A 15668-nucleotide genomic window follows, 5' to 3' on the forward strand; every position below is an offset into this window, starting at 1 on the left:
CGTTCATTCAGGTCCGCCGCTTGGGCTTGGGGGCGATCTCGGCCTCGGTGGCGGGATCGAAGAGCTGCAGGTCCGGCGGCGCGGTCGGTGCCGGCGTGTCGATGTCGAACGACAGCCAATCCGAGGGCGCCGGCGTCGGCCGCTGCGAAGGGTCCTGCGGCTCCAGCGCCGCCGGCGTCGTCGTGGCGAGCAGCGTGGTGTCGAAGTCGATGATTCCGTTGGCCGCCTCGCGCTGCGCGCGCCCGATGGCCGCCAATTCCGTCTCGCGTGCCAGGCCCTCGTCGAGCGTGCCGTAGATCGACGGCAGCGAGGCACCCGGCACCGTGACCGCGGCGTCTCTCAGCGCATCGGGCTGCGTCTCCTGCATCTCGTGACGTGCCTGCAGGTCGACCGCCAGCATGGTCGATTCCAGCCCCGCATCGTGGGTGTCGAGGAAGGACAGCGGCGTCACCGGCGTCGGCGGCGCGCTGTGGGGGTCGATGACCTCCTTGGCCACCGAGTACAGCAGCAGCAGTTCGCGATAGGCCGCCAGATCGAAACTCTCGTCGCCACCGCGGGCGCCGGGCTTGCGGAAGACCAGCTCCTCGATCAGGCCCAGGGTGTCCGGCCCGGGCCACTCGGCCTCGATGCGCGCCAGGGCTTCGCGGTAGTGCTCGAGGCCGTTGCCCGCTTCGGCGAAATGATCGAACACCGGCACCTCGGCATTGAAGGCGCGCTCGAACTCGCTGGCCACCCGTGCGTAGTCTTCGCGCCGGTCCAGCGAATGGTAGATGCGCAGTAGGTCCAGGTAGGCCAGCGCGCTGGTCTCCGGGTTGTCGGCGATGTGCTCGCTGAGCACCGCGATGGCCTGGTCGTGCTGGCCCAGGGAGACGAAGAAGTCCGACTGCTGCTGCACGTCGAACAGCTCCTCGGTGTTGACATAGCGGGCCGGCGGCTCGGACTGCTCCAGCGACTGCGGCACCGTGTCGTCGAAATGCACGCTGTGCGCCACGGGCTCGGCGACCGATGCGACCGATGCGCTCGCGGCAGACAGGACGGCCGGCCGCAGGTCGGCATTCAGGCTGCCGTGCACCGAGGGCGCGGCGGGAGGCTCGACCGCCTCGGGCGCGATGCTGCTGGGTCCGCCGTCGTCCCGCATCGGCGCATCGCCCCACCACGCGGGCCGATCGCCGCCGTTCCGTACCAGGCGGTACAACAGGGCCAGCGCGATGAGCGCGAGCAGCAACAGCAGCACCAGGATGTAGACCAGCGGATTGGCATAGCGGCTGTCGCGCGCTTCGGCCAGTTCGCTGCGCATCTCCATCAGCATGCGCTGGTTTTGGGCGCTCTGCTCACGCAGCGACTTGAGCGTCGCCTCGAGGGATTGCAGGCGTTCGTTGGCGCGCTGAAGCTCGTCGGGCGGCACCGCAGCCGCCGCGTCGACGGCCGCCGGCGCCGAAGCGCCCTGGGCGGGCGACGGTGCCGCCGCCGACGCACCCGCTGCCGGCGCCGAGGCCGCGGCCGCGGGGTTGCGCACCGAGGCCGGATCCAGCCCTTCGAGTTGCAGGCGCGCGCCGCTGGCCACGGGCTGGGGCGGCTGCACGGCGGCAACGGCCGGCGCGGCCGGCACGGTGGAGGCCACCACGGGCGGCTTGGCGGATGCGACGGCGCGGCGCGGCGCGGCGGCCCGCTGCACGGGCCGGCGGGCCTCGCCCGCGTCCGCGTTGCGATTGCGCACCGTGGCCGGCCGCGGTGCGGGCGCGCGGGCGCGCTCGCGGGGCGCCGACGGCGCGGAAACACCGCTGTCGGCATCGCCGGACGCGGCGAAGGAAGACCCAGCCGCGCGCGCGCCGCCCGAAGGCTCGCTGCGGGCACCGACGGAGGGAAGGGAGCGCGCGACGGCCGTGTCCGCGCCGCCCACGACGCCCACATCGGAAGGCATGTCGGCCAGCAGCACGTACTGGCGCGAGGAATTCATCTGGCAGCCGGCGCGCACGGTCAGTTGCAGCACCGGCTCGTCGACGGGCACGCTCGAGCGCACATGCAGGCGCGCGGTCCCCGGCGAAGCGCCCGCGCCTGCAGATACAGTCACGCGTCGATCGTCGACGCGCGTGCTGCCCTGCAGGAGTTCGACTTCCGCGCACAGCGCATCCCGGCTCTCGCCTTCGGCCAGCGTCACCGGGATCACGAGGTCGAGCGGACGCCCGACCCACGCGGCACCCTGCGGTTGGCCGAGCGTCAATGCGATCGAGGGCAGGGCAAAGCCGAGTAAAAACAGGGGCGCCGCGAGTTTGTGAAAGTGCAAGATGAACCCAGAAGGCAACCTAAAGTAAACACATTTTGACACGTTTGTCACGCTACCCATTACACACCGGATCTTTATCAAAATGATTGTGAACTATTCCAAAGTGGCCGTGGTCGGCGCCGGCGCCATGGGCCGCGGCATCGCCCAGATCGCGGCGCAGGCCGGCAGCACCGTGCTGATTTTCGACACTTTCGCCGGCGCGGCCGAACGCGGCCGCGGCGCCGTGATCGCCCAGTGGCAAAAGCTGCACGAAAAGGGAAAGTTCGATGCCGCCCAACTGGCTGCGCTGGGCGACCGGCTGCACGCCGTCGAGTCCCTCGGCGCCCTCGCCGATTGCGACCTGGTCATCGAGGCCGTGGTGGAAGACATGGCGGTCAAGCGCCAGCTCTTCCGCGAACTGGAAGCCCTGGTGGCCCCGTCGGCCACGCTCGCGACCAACACCTCGTCGCTCTCGGTCACCGCGATCGCGGCCGGGCTCGCGCACCCGGAACGCATCGCCGGCTTCCATTTCTTCAATCCGGTGCCGCTGATGAAGGTGGTCGAAGTCGTCGCGGGCTTCAAGACCGACGCCGCCGTGCTGACGCGACTGGCGGGCTACGCGGGCCAGATGGGCCACAGCGCGGTGCAGGCCCAGGACACGCCGGGCTTCATCGTCAACCATGCGGGCCGCGGCTTCGGCACCGAGGCACTGCGCATCGTCGGCGAAGGCGTGGCCGACTTCGCCACCGTCGACCGCATCCTCAGGGACCAGGCCGGCTTCCGCCTCGGCCCCTTCGAGCTCATGGACCTCACGGCGCTGGACGTCTCGCATCCGGTGATGGAATCGATCTACCGGCAGTACTACGAAGAGCCGCGCTATCGCCCCAGCGTGATCACCGCGCAGCGCCTGGCCGCGGGCGCGCTGGGCCGCAAGACCGGCGAAGGCTTCTACCGCTACGTGGACGGCGCGGCGCAGGTCGCGCCCGAACCCGCAGCGCCCACGGTCGATGTGCTGCCGCCGGTCTGGGTGTCGCCGCGCGCGGCCCGCCGCGCCGAGCTGCTCAAGCTGGTCCACACGCTGGGCGCGCAGATCGAAACCGGTGCCGCGCCCTCCTCGCTCGCGCTGATCCTGATCGCGCCGCTGGGCTTCGACGTGACCACCGTGGCCGCGGTCGAGCGCCTCGATGCGACGCGCACCGTGGGCATCGACCTGATGATCGACGATGCCGCGACCAAGCGCCGCGTGCTGGCCACCAACCCCGCGACCCGGCGCGACATGCGCGATGCGGCGCACGCCCTGTTCGCGCGCGACGGCAAGGCGGTGAGCGTGATCCGCGACAGCGGCGGCTTCGTGACGCAGCGCGTGGTCGGCACCATCGTCAACATCGCGGCCGACATGTGCCAGCAGCGCGTCTGCTCGCCGGCCGACCTCGAGACCGCGGTGCGCCTGGGCCTGGGCTATCCGCGCGGCCCGCTCGCGATGGGCGACCTGTACGGCCCGACCAACATGCTGGAGGTGCTGTTCAACCTGCAGACCGTCTACGGCGACCCGCGCTATCGCCCGAGCCCCTGGCTGCGCCGGCGCGGCGCGCTGGGCCTGAGCCTGATGCACGAAGAAGAATGAAGCCATAGACCGGACCGGAGACAGCATGACCGCCGAACTCAAGAGCACGACCGAAGGCAGCACGATGGTGCTGACCCTCTCCAACCCCTCGCTGCGCAACGCGCTCGATCCGGCCATCTATGCGGCCGGCGTCGAGGCCCTCAACGGCGCCGAGAACAGCGCCGACATCCGCAGCGTGGTCATCGTGGGCGAAGGCCCGTGGTTCTGTGCCGGCGGCTCGCTGCAACGGCTGCAGGCCAACCGGCAGCAGCCCGCTTCGGTGCAGGCCGAGTCGATCGAAGGCCTGCACAACTGGATCGACGCGATCCGCACCTTCCCCAAGCCGGTGATCGCGGCGGTCGAGGGCGCGGCCGCCGGCGCCGGCTTCTCGCTGGCGCTGGCCTGCGACCTGGTGGTGGCGGCGCGCGATGCGGTGTTCGCCGCCTCGTACATCAACGTCGGCCTCTCGCCCGACGGCGGCATGAGCTGGCACCTGGCGCAGGCGCTGCCGCGCCAGCTGGCCACCGAATGGCTCATGGGCGGCGAGCGCATCGCCGCGCCGCGCCTGCATGCGGCCGGCCTGGTCAACGAACTCGCCGACACCGGCCAGGCGCTGTCGGCCGCGCTGCGGCTGGCGGCCCACCTGGACGGCAAGGCGCCCAATGCGCTGGCCAGCATCAAGGAGCTGCTCAACGAGGCACGCGGCAACGCGCTGTCGACCCAGCTCGCGCAGGAGCGCGACCAGTTCGTGCGCAACCTGCACCATCCCAACGCGGGGATCGGCATCGAGGCCTTCCTCGCCAAGCAGAAACCCCGCTACGCCTGACGCTCCACGCGTCGCTCCCGGGACATCTTTGCCCCTTTCAGTCTCCGACAGGACAGACCTATGGACGAGCCCATTCTTACCATCGACGAACGCGAGGCGATCAACAACGGTCGCTGGTTCTCTTCTCTTTCTCCCTCATTGCGACACGACATCCTCCGATGCGCTTACGTCAAACGTCACAAGGACGGCGATCTGCTCTGCGCCCGCGGCGACCCGCCCGAGCAATGGATCGCCTGCGCCCGGGGCGCGGTCCGCGTGAGCTCGACGACGGTGTCGGGCAAGCAGGTGACGCTGACCTATGTCGAGCCGGGCATCTGGTTCGGCGACGTGGCGATGTTCGACGGGGACCGGCGCACGCACGATGCCTATGCGCATGGCGACACGACCACGCTCAACGTGGCGCGCGCCGACTTCCAGAAGATCCTGGCCAACCACGTCGAGCTCTACGAAGCGCTGATGCGCCTGCAGGCGCGGCGCATCCGCCAGCTCTTCGGCCTGGTCGAGGACCTCAACACCCTGCCCTTGCGCGCACGCCTGGCCAAGCAGCTCACGCACCTGGTGCGCAGCTACGGCGCCCCGGCGCTGGACGACGGCAGCCACATGCGCATCGGCCTGCACCTGGCGCAGGAAGAACTGGCCCAGCTGCTGGGCGCCTCGCGCCAGCGCGTCAACCAGGAGCTCAAGGCCATGGAGCGCGAGCACATCATCCGCATCGAACAGGGCGGCCTGGTGGTGCTCGACCGGGCCGGGCTGATGCGCCTGTCCGAAGCCGATCTTTGACGACGAACCCCCTCCCCACCCCATGACCCAGCAGGACTTCAGCAACTTCATCGGCACCCGCGCGGTTTCGCAGCAGCACGCCTTCGACGTCGACACGCTCGCCGCCTGGCTCGAGGCGAACCTCGACGGCTTCAAGGGTCCGCTGACGGTGGAGATGTTCAAGGGCGGCCAGTCCAACCCGACCTACAAGCTGGTCACGCCCACGCAGAGCTACGTGATGCGCGCCAAGCCGGGCCCGGTCGCCAAGCTGCTGCCCTCGGCCCATGCGATCGAGCGCGAGTTCAAGGTGATGAGCGGGCTCGCGGGCACCGACGTGCCGGTGCCGCAGATGCACTGCCTGTGCGAGGACGAATCGGTCATCGGCCGCGCCTTCTACGTGATGGAGTTCAAGCAGGGCCGCGTGCTCTGGGACCAGGCCCTGCCCGGCATGGACACCGCCGAGCGCGGCGCGATCTACGACGAGCTCAACCGCGTGATCGCGGCCCTGCACAAGGTGAAGTTCGCCGAGCGCGGGCTGGCCGACTACGGCAAGCCCGGCAACTACTTCGAGCGCCAGATCGGCCGCTGGAGCAAGCAGTACGTCGCCTCGATCACCGAGCCCATCCCCGAGATGGACCGGCTGATGGAATGGCTGCCCGCCCACATGCCCGCGAGCGCGCGCGACGCATCGATGACCTCGATCGTGCACGGCGACTACCGGCTCGACAACGTGATGTTCCACCCGACCGAGCCGCGCGCCATCGCGGTGCTCGACTGGGAGCTGTCGACGCTGGGCCATCCGCTGGCCGACTTCAGCTACCACTGCATGTCCTGGCACATCGCGCCCGGCGCCTTCCGCGGCATCGGCGGACTCGACGTCGAAAGCCTGGGCATCCCCACGCAGAGCGCCTACATCCGCCGCTACTGCGAGCGCACCGGCCTGACCACGCCCGAGGCGCTGGCGCCCGACTGGAACTTCTACCTCGCCTACAACCTGTTCCGCATGGCGGCCATCCTGCAGGGCATCGCCAAGCGGGTCGAGGCCGGCACCGCCTCGAGCGAACAGGCCGTGGCATCGGGGCGCGGCGCGCGCCCGATGGCCGAGATGGCCTGGGCCTTCGCGAGCAAGGCCTGAGCGCCCGCATTCACCCGTTCACCCCAGGAGACGACCAATGGACTTCGAGTATTCCGCCAAGACCCAGGACTTGCAGAAGCGCGTGAGCGCTTTCATGGACGAGCACATCTATCCGGCCGAGGCCGCCTACACGGCCGAGCTGGCCGCCAACACGGCCGCGGGCAAGCGCTGGAGCGCGCTCAAGACGGTCGAGCAGGTCAAGGAGAAGGCCAAGGCCCAGGGCCTGTGGAACCTGTTCCTGCCGGTCGACAGCGCGGCCGCCTCGGGCTACGAAGGCGCCGGCCTGACCAACCAGGAATACGCGCCGCTGGCCGAGATCATGGGCCGGGTGCCATGGGCCTCGGAAGCCTTCAACTGCTCGGCCCCCGACACCGGCAACATGGAGACCATCGCACGCTACGGCTCCGAAGCCATCAAGGCGCGCTGGCTCAAACCGCTGCTGGAAGGCCAGATCCGCTCGGCCTTCGCCATGACCGAGCCCGACGTGGCCTCGAGCGATGCGACCAACATCGCCACGCGCATCGAGCGCCAGGGCAACGAGTACGTGATCAACGGCCGCAAGTGGTGGATCTCCGGCGCCGCCGATCCGCGCTGCGCGGTCTACATCACCATGGGCAAGACCGACCCCGAAGCGGCCCGGCATTCGCAGCAGAGCATGGTCATCGTGCCGGCCGACGCCCCCGGCATCAAGGTGATCCGCCCGCTCAACGTGATGGGCTACGACGATGCGCCGCACGGCCACGTCGAGATGACCTTCGAGAACGTGCGCGTGCCGGTCGACAACATCCTGCTGGGCGAAGGCCGCGGCTTCGAGATCGCCCAGGGCCGCCTCGGCCCGGGACGCATCCACCACTGCATGCGCCTGATCGGCCTGGCCGAGCGCGCGCTCGAGCTGATGTGCCGCCGCGCCTCGTCGCGCGTGGCCTTCGGCAAGACCGTCGCCTCGCAGACCGTCACGCAGGAACGCATCGCCGAAGCGCGCTGCAAGATCGACATGGCGCGCCTGCTCACGCTGAAGGCCGCCTGGCTGATGGACGTGGCCGGCAACAAGGTCGCGAAGAACGAGATCGCGATGATCAAGGTGGTGGCGCCGTCGATGGCCTGCCAGGTGATCGACTGGGCCATGCAGGTCCATGGCGGCGGCGGCATGTCCGACGACTTCCCGCTGGCCAACGCTTACGCCCATGCGCGCACCCTGCGCTTCGCCGACGGTCCGGACGAAGTGCACCGCAATGCGATCGCCAAGTGGGAGCTGGGCCGCTACGCCGCCGACAAGCGCGAGATCGAGCCACCCGTCACGCGCTTCTGATCCACCTGACGCCATGAAGCCGCCCGCGCCTTGCTGCGCTGGCGGCTTTTTTTGCGGCCGCGCTAGAGCGGCTTCTGCATGAACAGCGCCGAGCCGAAGGCCGGATCGAGCTGGTAGCCCGCGAAGCCTTCGCGCTCGTAGGCGCGCACCGCCGGCGCATTGCCCTGCAGCACCTCCAGCGTGAGCTTGCAGGCGCCGCGCGCCACGGCCTCTGCCTCCACGCGCGCGAGCATGCGCTGCGTGATGCGCTGGCCGCGGTGGCTGGCCGCCACCACCACGTCGTGCACGTTCACCAGCGGACGGCAGGCAAAGGTGGAGAAGCCCTCGATGCAGTTGATCAGGCCGACCGCCTCTTCACCGTCGAAGGCCAGCACGCTGAAGGCCTGCGGCCGCGCCGCGAGCGCGGCCGGAAGCGCCGCCAGCACGGCCTCGCTCAGCGGCTCACCGCCGCCGGCCGGATCGCGCGCATAGGCATCGAGCAGATTCACCAGCGCCGCGGCGTGGACAGGATGGCCGTAGTCGGCCAGGACGATATCGATCACACAGGCTCCAGTCGCCGGGCGTCGGCCGCCGGCATTTCGATTCGAATGGCATCACCGGCGCGGACCTCCCCGCCTTGACACACCACGGCCATCACGCCCGCCTTGCGCACCAGTTCGCCCTGGGCGTCGCGCGCCAGCGTGGCGGCCATCAGGCCGCGCTGGAAGCGGTCGATCTGGCTGCAGGGGTTGCGCAGCCCGGTGAGCTCGACCACGGCGTCCGAGCCGATGTGCAGCCGCGTGCCGGTGGGCAGGTCCAGCAGCGCGATGCCCTGCGTCGTGAGGTTCTCGCCCAGGTCCCCGGGCCAGACCGCGAAGCCCGCGGCCATGAGCTCGTCGAACAGCTCGGCGTGGATCAGGTGCACCTGCCGCAGGTTGGGCGCGCCCGGGTTGCGCGCCACGCGCGAGCGGTGCTGGACCGTGGTGCCCGCATGCGCGTCGTCCTCGACACCCAGCCCCGCGATCAGGCGGATCGCGGGCTCGGTGAACTTGGAGAAGCTGTGCAGCGTGCTGCGGTGCACCGCGCTCACCGTGGCGCCCGCCATCTCAGTCCTCGAGCGTGGCCGCCATGCGCCGGGCGAAGGCGTCGGCCTGCTCGCGGTCGCGCGCCTCCACCATCACGCGCACCAGCGGCTCGGTGCCGCTGGCCCGGATCAGCACCCGGCCCGCATCGCCCAGCTCGGCTTCGGTGCGCCGCGTCTCGGCGGCCAGCGCGGCATTGCCCTTCCAGTCCTGGCCGGGCCGGAGCCGCACGTTGATCATGGTCTGGGGGAACAGCACCACGTCGGACAGCAGCTCGGCCACCGTCTTGCCGCTGCGCTGGCAGGCCTGCAGCACCTGCAGCGCGCTCACGATGCCGTCGCCGGTGGTGTGGCGGTCGAGCGCGAGCAGATGGCCCGAGCTCTCGCCGCCCAGCAGCCAGCCGCGCTTCTCGAGCTCCTCGAGCACGTAGCGATCGCCGACCTTGGCGCGCACGAACTCGACGCCCAGCTTGCGCAGCGCGATCTCCACCGCCTTGTTGGTCATCAGCGTGCCCACCACGCCGACCGGCTTCTCGCCGCGCTCGATGCGCTCGCGCACCATCAGGTAGAGCAGTTCGTCGCCGTTGAACAGGCGGCCGCTGGCGTCCACCAGCTGCAGCCGGTCGGCGTCGCCGTCGAGCGCGATGCCGTAGTCGGCCTGCTGCGCCGTGACGGCGGCCACCAGCGCCTCGGGATGCGTCGCGCCGACGTTCTTGTTGATGTTGAGCCCGTCGGGCGAGACGCCGATGGTGCTGACCTCCGCGCCCAGCTCGTGGAACACGTTGGGCGCCACCTGGTAGGCCGCGCCGTGCGCGGCGTCGACCACCAGCTTCATGTCGCGCAGCGTGAGGTCGTTGGCGAAGGTGCTCTTGCAGAACTCGATGTAGCGGCCCGAGGCGTCGTCGAGGCGGCGGGCCCGGCCGAGGTTGGCCGAATCGGCCCACACCGGCGCCTCCTGCAGCGCGGCCTCGACCGCCAGTTCCCACGCGTCGTCGAGCTTGGTGCCCTGCGCGCTGAAGAACTTGATGCCGTTGTCGGCAAAGGCGTTGTGGCTGGCGCTGATCACCACGCCCAGGCTGGCGCGCTGCGCCCGCGTGAGGTAGGCCACGCCGGGCGTCGGCAATGGGCCCAGCAGCACCACGTCGACGCCGGCCGAGTTGAAGCCCGATTCGAGCGCCGATTCGAGCATGTAGCCCGAGATCCGCGTGTCCTTGCCGATCAGCACCACCGGGCGCTTCTGCGTCTTCTTGAGCACCCGGCCCACGGCATGCGCGAGGCGCAGCACGAAGTCGGGTGTGATGGGGGCCTGGCCGACCGTGCCGCGAATGCCGTCGGTGCCGAAATACTGTCGTGTCATGGTGTCGTCTTGTCTTGGTGATCTTGTGTCCTGGCGTCCTGCACCGCCTGCCGCACGGCCAGCGCCGCGACGGTGTCGCGCACATCGTGCACGCGCAGGATGACAGCACCCTGCTCGGCCGCCAGCAGGGCCGCGGCCACGCTGGGCACCATGCGTTCGCCCGCATGCGCGATGCCGGTCACGGCCCCCAGCGAGGACTTGCGCGACCAGCCCGCCAGCAGCGGGTAACCCAGGTCCAGCAGCGCGCGCTGCCGCGCCAGCAGGGCGAAATTCTGCCTCACGGTCTTGCCGAAACCGATGCCGGGGTCGAGCACGATGCGTGAGGGGTCCACGCGCAGGTCACGCAGACCCTGCGCATGGGCCGCGAGGAACGCGCGCACCTGGGGCACCACGTCGCCCTCCATGGGCTGGGCCTGCATGGTCTGCGGATCGCGGTGCATGTGCATCAGGCAGATGCCGCAGGACGGGTGCTGCGCCACCGCTGCCAGCGCATCGGGTTGCCGCAGCGCCCAGATGTCGTTGACGATGTCGGCCCCCAGGTCGAGCACGGCCCGCATCACCCCGGCCTTGGAGGTGTCGACCGAAATCGGCACGCCCAGGCGCACCGCCTCGCGCACCACCGGCAGCACGCGCTCGAGCTCCTGATCCAGCGGCACGGCGGGGCTGCCCGGCCGGGTCGATTCCCCGCCGATGTCGAGTAGCTCGGCGCCCTGCGCCACCAGCAGTTCGCAATGCCGAACCGCGGCCTGGGTCGAGGCATGGGCGCCGCCATCGGAGAAGGAGTCGGGCGTGACGTTGACGATGCCCATCACGCGGGGCCGCGACAGGTCGATCAGGAAGCGCGTGGTGCGCCAGTTCAAGGCGGCGGTCATCTCGCGGCGCCAGGACGAAAAAACGGGGCCAGAGGCCCCGTCGATCTGCACTGCACCATGTCAGGCCGCAGTGGGCGCCGGATCGGTCGCGACCGCCGGCGTGCCGCCGCTGCCGCCGTTGTTCGACGGCGGGATGCGCGGCGTCCAGTCCTTGGGCGGACGCGGTTCGCGGCCGGCCATGATGTCGTCGAGCTGTTCCGAGTCGATGGTTTCCCACTCGAGCAGGGCCTTGGCCATGGCGTGCATCTTGTCGCTGTTTTCCTCGATCAGGCTGCGCGCCAGCGCGTACTGCTCGTCGATGATGCGACGCACTTCGCCGTCGACCTTCTCCATGGTCTGTTCGCTCATGTTGGTCGTCTTGGTGACCGAGCGACCCAGGAACACTTCGCCTTCGTTCTCGGCGTAGACCATCGGGCCCAGCGCATCGGTCATGCCGTAGCGCGTGACCATGTCGCGGGCGATCGAGGTCGCGCGCTCGAAGTCGTTGCTGGCGCCGGTGGTCATCTGGTGCATGAACACTTCCTCGGCGATGCGGCCGCCGAACAGCATGCTGATCTGGTTGAGCATGTACTCGCGGTCGTAGCTGTAGCGGTCCTGCGCGGGCAGGCTCATGGTCACGCCCAGGGCGCGGCCGCGCGGGATGATCGTGACCTTGTGCACCGGGTCGCACTTGGGCAGCAGCTTGCCGATCAGGGCGTGGCCGGACTCGTGGTAGGCCGTGTTGCGGCGCTCTTCCTCGGGCATGACCATGCTCTTGCGCTCGGGGCCCATGAAGATCTTGTCCTTGGCCTTCTCGAAGTCCTGCATCTCGACCACGCGCGCATTGCGGCGCGCGGCCATCAGCGCGGCTTCGTTGCACAGGTTGGCCAGGTCGGCGCCCGACATGCCGGGCGTGCCGCGGGCGATGATGCTGGCGTTGACGTCCTGGCCCAGCGGGACCTTGCGCATGTGCACGCCGAGGATCTGCTCGCGGCCGCGGATGTCCGGCAGCGTGACGTAGACCTGGCGGTCGAAACGGCCCGGGCGCAGCAGCGCGGCGTCCAGGATGTCCGGCCGGTTGGTGGCTGCCACGACGATCACGCCGAGGTTGGTTTCGAAGCCGTCCATCTCGACCAGCATCTGGTTCAAGGTCTGTTCGCGCTCGTCGTTGCCGCCGCCGAGGCCGGCGCCGCGCTGGCGGCCCACCGCGTCGATTTCATCGATGAAGATGATGCAGGGGGCGTTCTTCTTGGCGTTCTCGAACATGTCGCGCACACGGGCCGCGCCCACGCCGACGAACATCTCGACGAAGTCGGAGCCCGAGATCGAGAAGAACGGCACCTTGGCTTCGCCGGCGATCGACTTGGCCAGCAGCGTCTTGCCGGTGCCCGGAGGGCCGACCAGCAGCAGGCCGCGCGGGATGCGGCCGCCGAGCTTCTGGAAGCGGCCCGGGTCCTTCAGGAAGTCGACGACTTCCTTGACTTCTTCCTTGGCCTCGTCGCAACCCGCCACGTCGGCGAAGGTCACGTTGTTGGTGTTTTCGTCCAGCATGCGGGCCTTGCTCTTGCCGAAGCTGAAGGCGCCGCCCTTGCCGCCGCCCTGCATCTGTCGCATGAAGTAGACCCACACGCCGATCAGCAGCAGCATCGGCCCCCAGCTGACCAGCAGCGTCATGAGCAGCGAGCCCTCTTCGCGCGGCTTGACGTCGAACTTGACGTTGTTGGCGATCAGGTCGCCGATCAGGCCACGGTCGAGGTAGGTGGCGGTGGTGCGGATGCGGCGATCGTCGTTCGTGATCGCCACGATCTCGCTTCCGCCGCCCTGGCCTTCCTGGATGGTGGCACTCTTGATGCGGTTACCGCGGACCTCTTCGAGGAAGTCCGAATAACCGACGCTGCCGGCCCCGGCGGCACCGCGGGTGTCGAACTGCTTGAACACAGTGAACAACACCATCGCGATGACAAGCCAGACGGCAACTTTGGAAAACCACTGATTGTTCAAACGAAGCTCCAGTCAAAAGCGCGTGACAGCGAAATGAAACTTCGCCCAGGTCACGCAATTGATGACCATTTTAGGCTTTTCAAGCCGTGAAACACCGTGATTTCCCGCAAGCAGCCACAGCCGGGGCACGGTTTTGCGCCCCTGCGCAGGTATCAATTCGTGTCGACGGGCTTCAGGCCGATGCCGACCATGAAGGTTTCGGAGGATTTGTCGCGCGAAGCCTTGGGCTTGATCGGCTTCACGGTCTTGAAATTCGCCTTGAACAGCTGGGTCAGCTCGGCGTAGCCGCCACCGTGGAAGAGCTTGGCGACCAGCGCCCCTTCGGGCTTCATGTGCTGGCGCGAGAAGTCGATCGCCAGCTCCACCAGATGCGAGATCCGGGCCGCGTCGGCCGAGGCGATGCCCGAGAGATTCGGCGCCATGTCCGACACGACCACGTCGGCCTTGCGGCCCGCCAGGGCGGCTTCGAGCCGGGCCAGCGCCTCGTCCTCGCGGAAATCGCCCTGCAGGAAGATCACGCCCTCGATCGGCTCCATCGGCAGGATGTCGAGCGCGATGATGGTGCCGTCCAGCGTGCCGGAGGCGGCGCCGCTGGGCGAAAGCCGACGCCGCACGTACTGGCTCCAGGCCCCCGGCGTCGAGCCCAGGTCGACCACCAGATGACCGGGACGGATCAGTCCCAGCGTCTCGTCGATCTCCTTGAGCTTGTAGGCGGCGCGGGCGCGGTAACCCTCACGGGTGGCCAACTTGACGTACGTGTCGTTCACGTGATCGTTCAACCACGCCTTGTTGACCTTGTTGCTTTTCGTCTTGACTTTCATTCGCCTCGATAATACGGGCATGACAGCCATTCAACTTACCCCTGCGCAACGCAAGGTGCATCGCGCCGATGCCCACCACCTCGATCCGATCGTCATGATCGGTGGCGACGGGCTCACCCCGGCTGTCACGAAGGAAGCCGAAGCCGCCCTCAAGGCCCACGGCCTGATCAAGATCCGCGTCTTCTCCGACGACCGCGCGGCCCGCGAAGCCATGCTGGCCCAGCTGGCCGACGAACTCGATGCCGCGCCGATCCAGCACATCGGCAAGCTGCTGGTGCTGTGGCGGCCTAAGGTCGAGAAGGAACGCGTGGTCGACGAAGACCGCATGCCCGGCCCGCGCGACGTCAAGGTGCTCAAGTACAGCAAGCGCGGCGGCCAGCGGCCCGAGATCAAGACCCTGCGCGTGCTGGGCAACCAGCGCCTCACGCCCGGCGGCACCATCAAGCGCGCCAAGCCGCCGCGTCCGCTGTCGGCCAAGAAGCGCAACCAGGCAGACTGAACTTGGCGGCGGTGCAAGGCGCCCGGCGCCATATCCTCTGCATGAAGTGGGGCGCGAAATACGGCCCCGAGTACGTCAACCGGCTCTACGCGATGGTGCGCCGCAACCTCAGCGGCGACTTCAACTTCGTCTGCCTGACCGACGACGGCCAGGGCATCCGCAGCGAGGTGCAGTGCCTGCCGATTCCGCCGCTCGACCTGGAAGTGCCCGCGGGCCAGCCGGACCGGGCCTGGAAGAAGCTCACCACCTTCGAGGCCGACCTGCACGGCCTGCGCGGCACCGCCCTCTTCCTCGACCTCGACGTGGTGGTGGTCGGCAGCCTCGACGCCTTCTTCGAGCTGCCGGGCGAGTTCCTGATCATCCACGACTACGCGCGGCCCTGGCGCACCGAGCGCATCACCGGCAATTCGTCGGTGTACCGCTTCGAGCTGGGTGCGCATGCCGACGTGCTGGCGTACTTCCGCGCCAACATGGACGCGGTGCAGGCCAAATTCCGCAACGAGCAGGCCTATCTGTCGGATTTCATGCATGCCCAGGGCCGGCTGCAGTACTGGCCCGACGCCTGGTGCCCGAGCTTCAAGTACCACGGCATCCCGACCTGGCCGACCAACTACTGGCAGGAACCCTTCGTGCCCGAGGGTGCGCGCATCGTGGTGTTCCACGGCGAATGCAACCCGCCGGATGCGCTGGCGGGCCGGCGCAACCGCGCCTTCCGCTTCATCCGGCCGGCGCGCTGGATCGCCCGCTACTGGACCAGCGCCTGATCAGTGCCCGGTGCGGCGCCCCATGCGCCACAGCAGCACACCGGTGCAGGCCCACTGCGCCAGGTACATGGCGCTGCCCACCGGGTGCCACAGCTTGAGGTTGTCGCGCGCCATGATGCGCGGCGCCACCGCGTACTGCTGCAGCAGGGCCAGCAGCAGCGCGGCCAGCACCAGGCCGATGGCGAAGCGGGTGTTGTCGTCGAAACCCTGGTCGGCCTTCTGGCGCAGGTACATCAGCAGGACCAGGCCGCAGACGATCGCGATCCAGCTCTGGGCCGCGAACAGCTGACCGGCGAAGTTGCCGGCCACCGAAGGGTTGCCCAGCCTGGCGAACAGCATCGGCACCACCAGGAAGCCCACGGTGCTCAGGCTGCCCCACCAGAAGGCGGCCAGCAGCAGCGCGATACGGTCCTTCACGGC

General features: G+C 69.1%; 15 protein-coding genes. 7 read left to right on the forward strand and 8 right to left on the reverse strand.

Annotation, left to right across the window (positions count from 1 at the left end; translation table 11 throughout):
- Positions 1 to 7 precede the first annotated feature (7 nt).
- Complete coding sequence (locus QTI20_RS08650; RefSeq protein WP_286548443.1) at positions 8 to 2221, reverse strand: type IV pilus assembly protein FimV; 2214 nt, start codon at positions 2219 to 2221, stop codon at positions 8 to 10.
- A gap of 145 nt (positions 2222 to 2366) precedes the next feature.
- On the opposite strand from QTI20_RS08650, the gene QTI20_RS08655 reads away from it, so the two are divergent.
- Genes QTI20_RS08655 through QTI20_RS08675 form a run of 5 tightly spaced genes read left to right on the forward strand, consistent with a single transcriptional unit; the run spans position 2367 to position 7895 of the window.
- Positions 2367 to 3887 (forward strand): 3-hydroxyacyl-CoA dehydrogenase, encoded by a 1521-nt coding sequence (locus QTI20_RS08655; RefSeq protein ID WP_286548442.1) that lies wholly within the window; start codon positions 2367 to 2369, stop codon positions 3885 to 3887.
- Positions 3888 to 3912: 25 nt separating this feature from the next.
- Positions 3913 to 4692, forward strand: coding sequence for an oxepin-CoA hydrolase, alternative type (locus tag QTI20_RS08660; RefSeq protein ID WP_286548441.1), 780 nt, complete (start codon positions 3913 to 3915; stop codon positions 4690 to 4692).
- A 60-nt stretch (positions 4693 to 4752) separates the two neighbouring features.
- The gene (locus QTI20_RS08665) at positions 4753 to 5472 is read left to right on the forward strand and encodes a Crp/Fnr family transcriptional regulator (protein WP_183023630.1); all 720 of its coding nucleotides are present in this window, start codon (positions 4753 to 4755) and stop codon (positions 5470 to 5472) included.
- Between the two features lie 22 nt (positions 5473 to 5494).
- Complete coding sequence (locus QTI20_RS08670) at positions 5495 to 6586, forward strand: phosphotransferase (protein ID WP_286548440.1); 1092 nt, start codon at positions 5495 to 5497, stop codon at positions 6584 to 6586.
- A gap of 37 nt (positions 6587 to 6623) precedes the next feature.
- Entirely contained in the window at positions 6624 to 7895 is a 1272-nt protein-coding gene (locus tag QTI20_RS08675; RefSeq protein WP_183023628.1) for an acyl-CoA dehydrogenase family protein, read from the forward strand.
- Positions 7896 to 7957: 62 nt separating this feature from the next.
- On the opposite strand, the gene QTI20_RS08680 is transcribed toward QTI20_RS08675, so the two are convergent.
- The 6 genes from QTI20_RS08680 to QTI20_RS08705 all read right to left on the reverse strand — a co-directional run bounded on the left by QTI20_RS08680 (position 7958) and on the right by QTI20_RS08705 (position 13985).
- Positions 7958 to 8437: a GNAT family N-acetyltransferase gene (locus QTI20_RS08680; RefSeq protein WP_286548439.1), complete on the reverse strand. Its 480-nt coding sequence runs from the start codon at positions 8435 to 8437 to the stop codon at positions 7958 to 7960.
- Positions 8434 to 8979: an MOSC domain-containing protein gene (locus QTI20_RS08685; protein ID WP_286548436.1), complete on the reverse strand. Its 546-nt coding sequence runs from the start codon at positions 8977 to 8979 to the stop codon at positions 8434 to 8436. Before QTI20_RS08685 ends, QTI20_RS08680 begins: the two co-directional genes overlap by 4 nt.
- A 1-nt stretch (position 8980) precedes the next feature.
- On the reverse strand, positions 8981 to 10312 hold the full coding sequence (gene glmM / locus QTI20_RS08690; protein WP_286548435.1) for a phosphoglucosamine mutase: 1332 nt from the start codon (positions 10310 to 10312) through the stop codon (positions 8981 to 8983).
- A complete protein-coding gene (gene folP, locus QTI20_RS08695; protein ID WP_503011351.1) occupies positions 10309 to 11184 on the reverse strand; it encodes a dihydropteroate synthase in 876 nt (291 codons plus the stop codon). Before folP ends, glmM begins: the two co-directional genes overlap by 4 nt.
- Before the next feature lie 60 nt (positions 11185 to 11244).
- Positions 11245 to 13164 (reverse strand): ATP-dependent zinc metalloprotease FtsH, encoded by a 1920-nt coding sequence (gene ftsH, locus QTI20_RS08700; protein WP_183023623.1) that lies wholly within the window; start codon positions 13162 to 13164, stop codon positions 11245 to 11247.
- Between the two features lie 152 nt (positions 13165 to 13316).
- A complete protein-coding gene (locus tag QTI20_RS08705; protein ID WP_286550962.1) occupies positions 13317 to 13985 on the reverse strand; it encodes an RlmE family RNA methyltransferase in 669 nt (222 codons plus the stop codon).
- Between the two features lie 19 nt (positions 13986 to 14004).
- On the opposite strand from QTI20_RS08705, the gene QTI20_RS08710 reads away from it, so the two are divergent.
- Entirely contained in the window at positions 14005 to 14484 is a 480-nt protein-coding gene (locus tag QTI20_RS08710) for a YhbY family RNA-binding protein (protein WP_286548432.1), read from the forward strand.
- A 41-nt stretch (positions 14485 to 14525) separates the two neighbouring features.
- Complete coding sequence (locus QTI20_RS08715) at positions 14526 to 15248, forward strand: glycosyltransferase (protein WP_286548430.1); 723 nt, start codon at positions 14526 to 14528, stop codon at positions 15246 to 15248.
- Here the strand turns inward: QTI20_RS08715 and QTI20_RS08720 are convergent, their stop codons facing one another.
- Complete coding sequence (locus QTI20_RS08720; RefSeq protein ID WP_286548425.1) at positions 15249 to 15665, reverse strand: DUF4149 domain-containing protein; 417 nt, start codon at positions 15663 to 15665, stop codon at positions 15249 to 15251. It lies immediately after the preceding gene.
- Between the last annotated feature and the right edge of the window lie 3 nt (positions 15666 to 15668).

The organism is Variovorax sp. J2P1-31 (genome assembly GCF_030317215.1).
Classification (GTDB): domain Bacteria; phylum Pseudomonadota; class Gammaproteobacteria; order Burkholderiales; family Burkholderiaceae_C; genus Variovorax.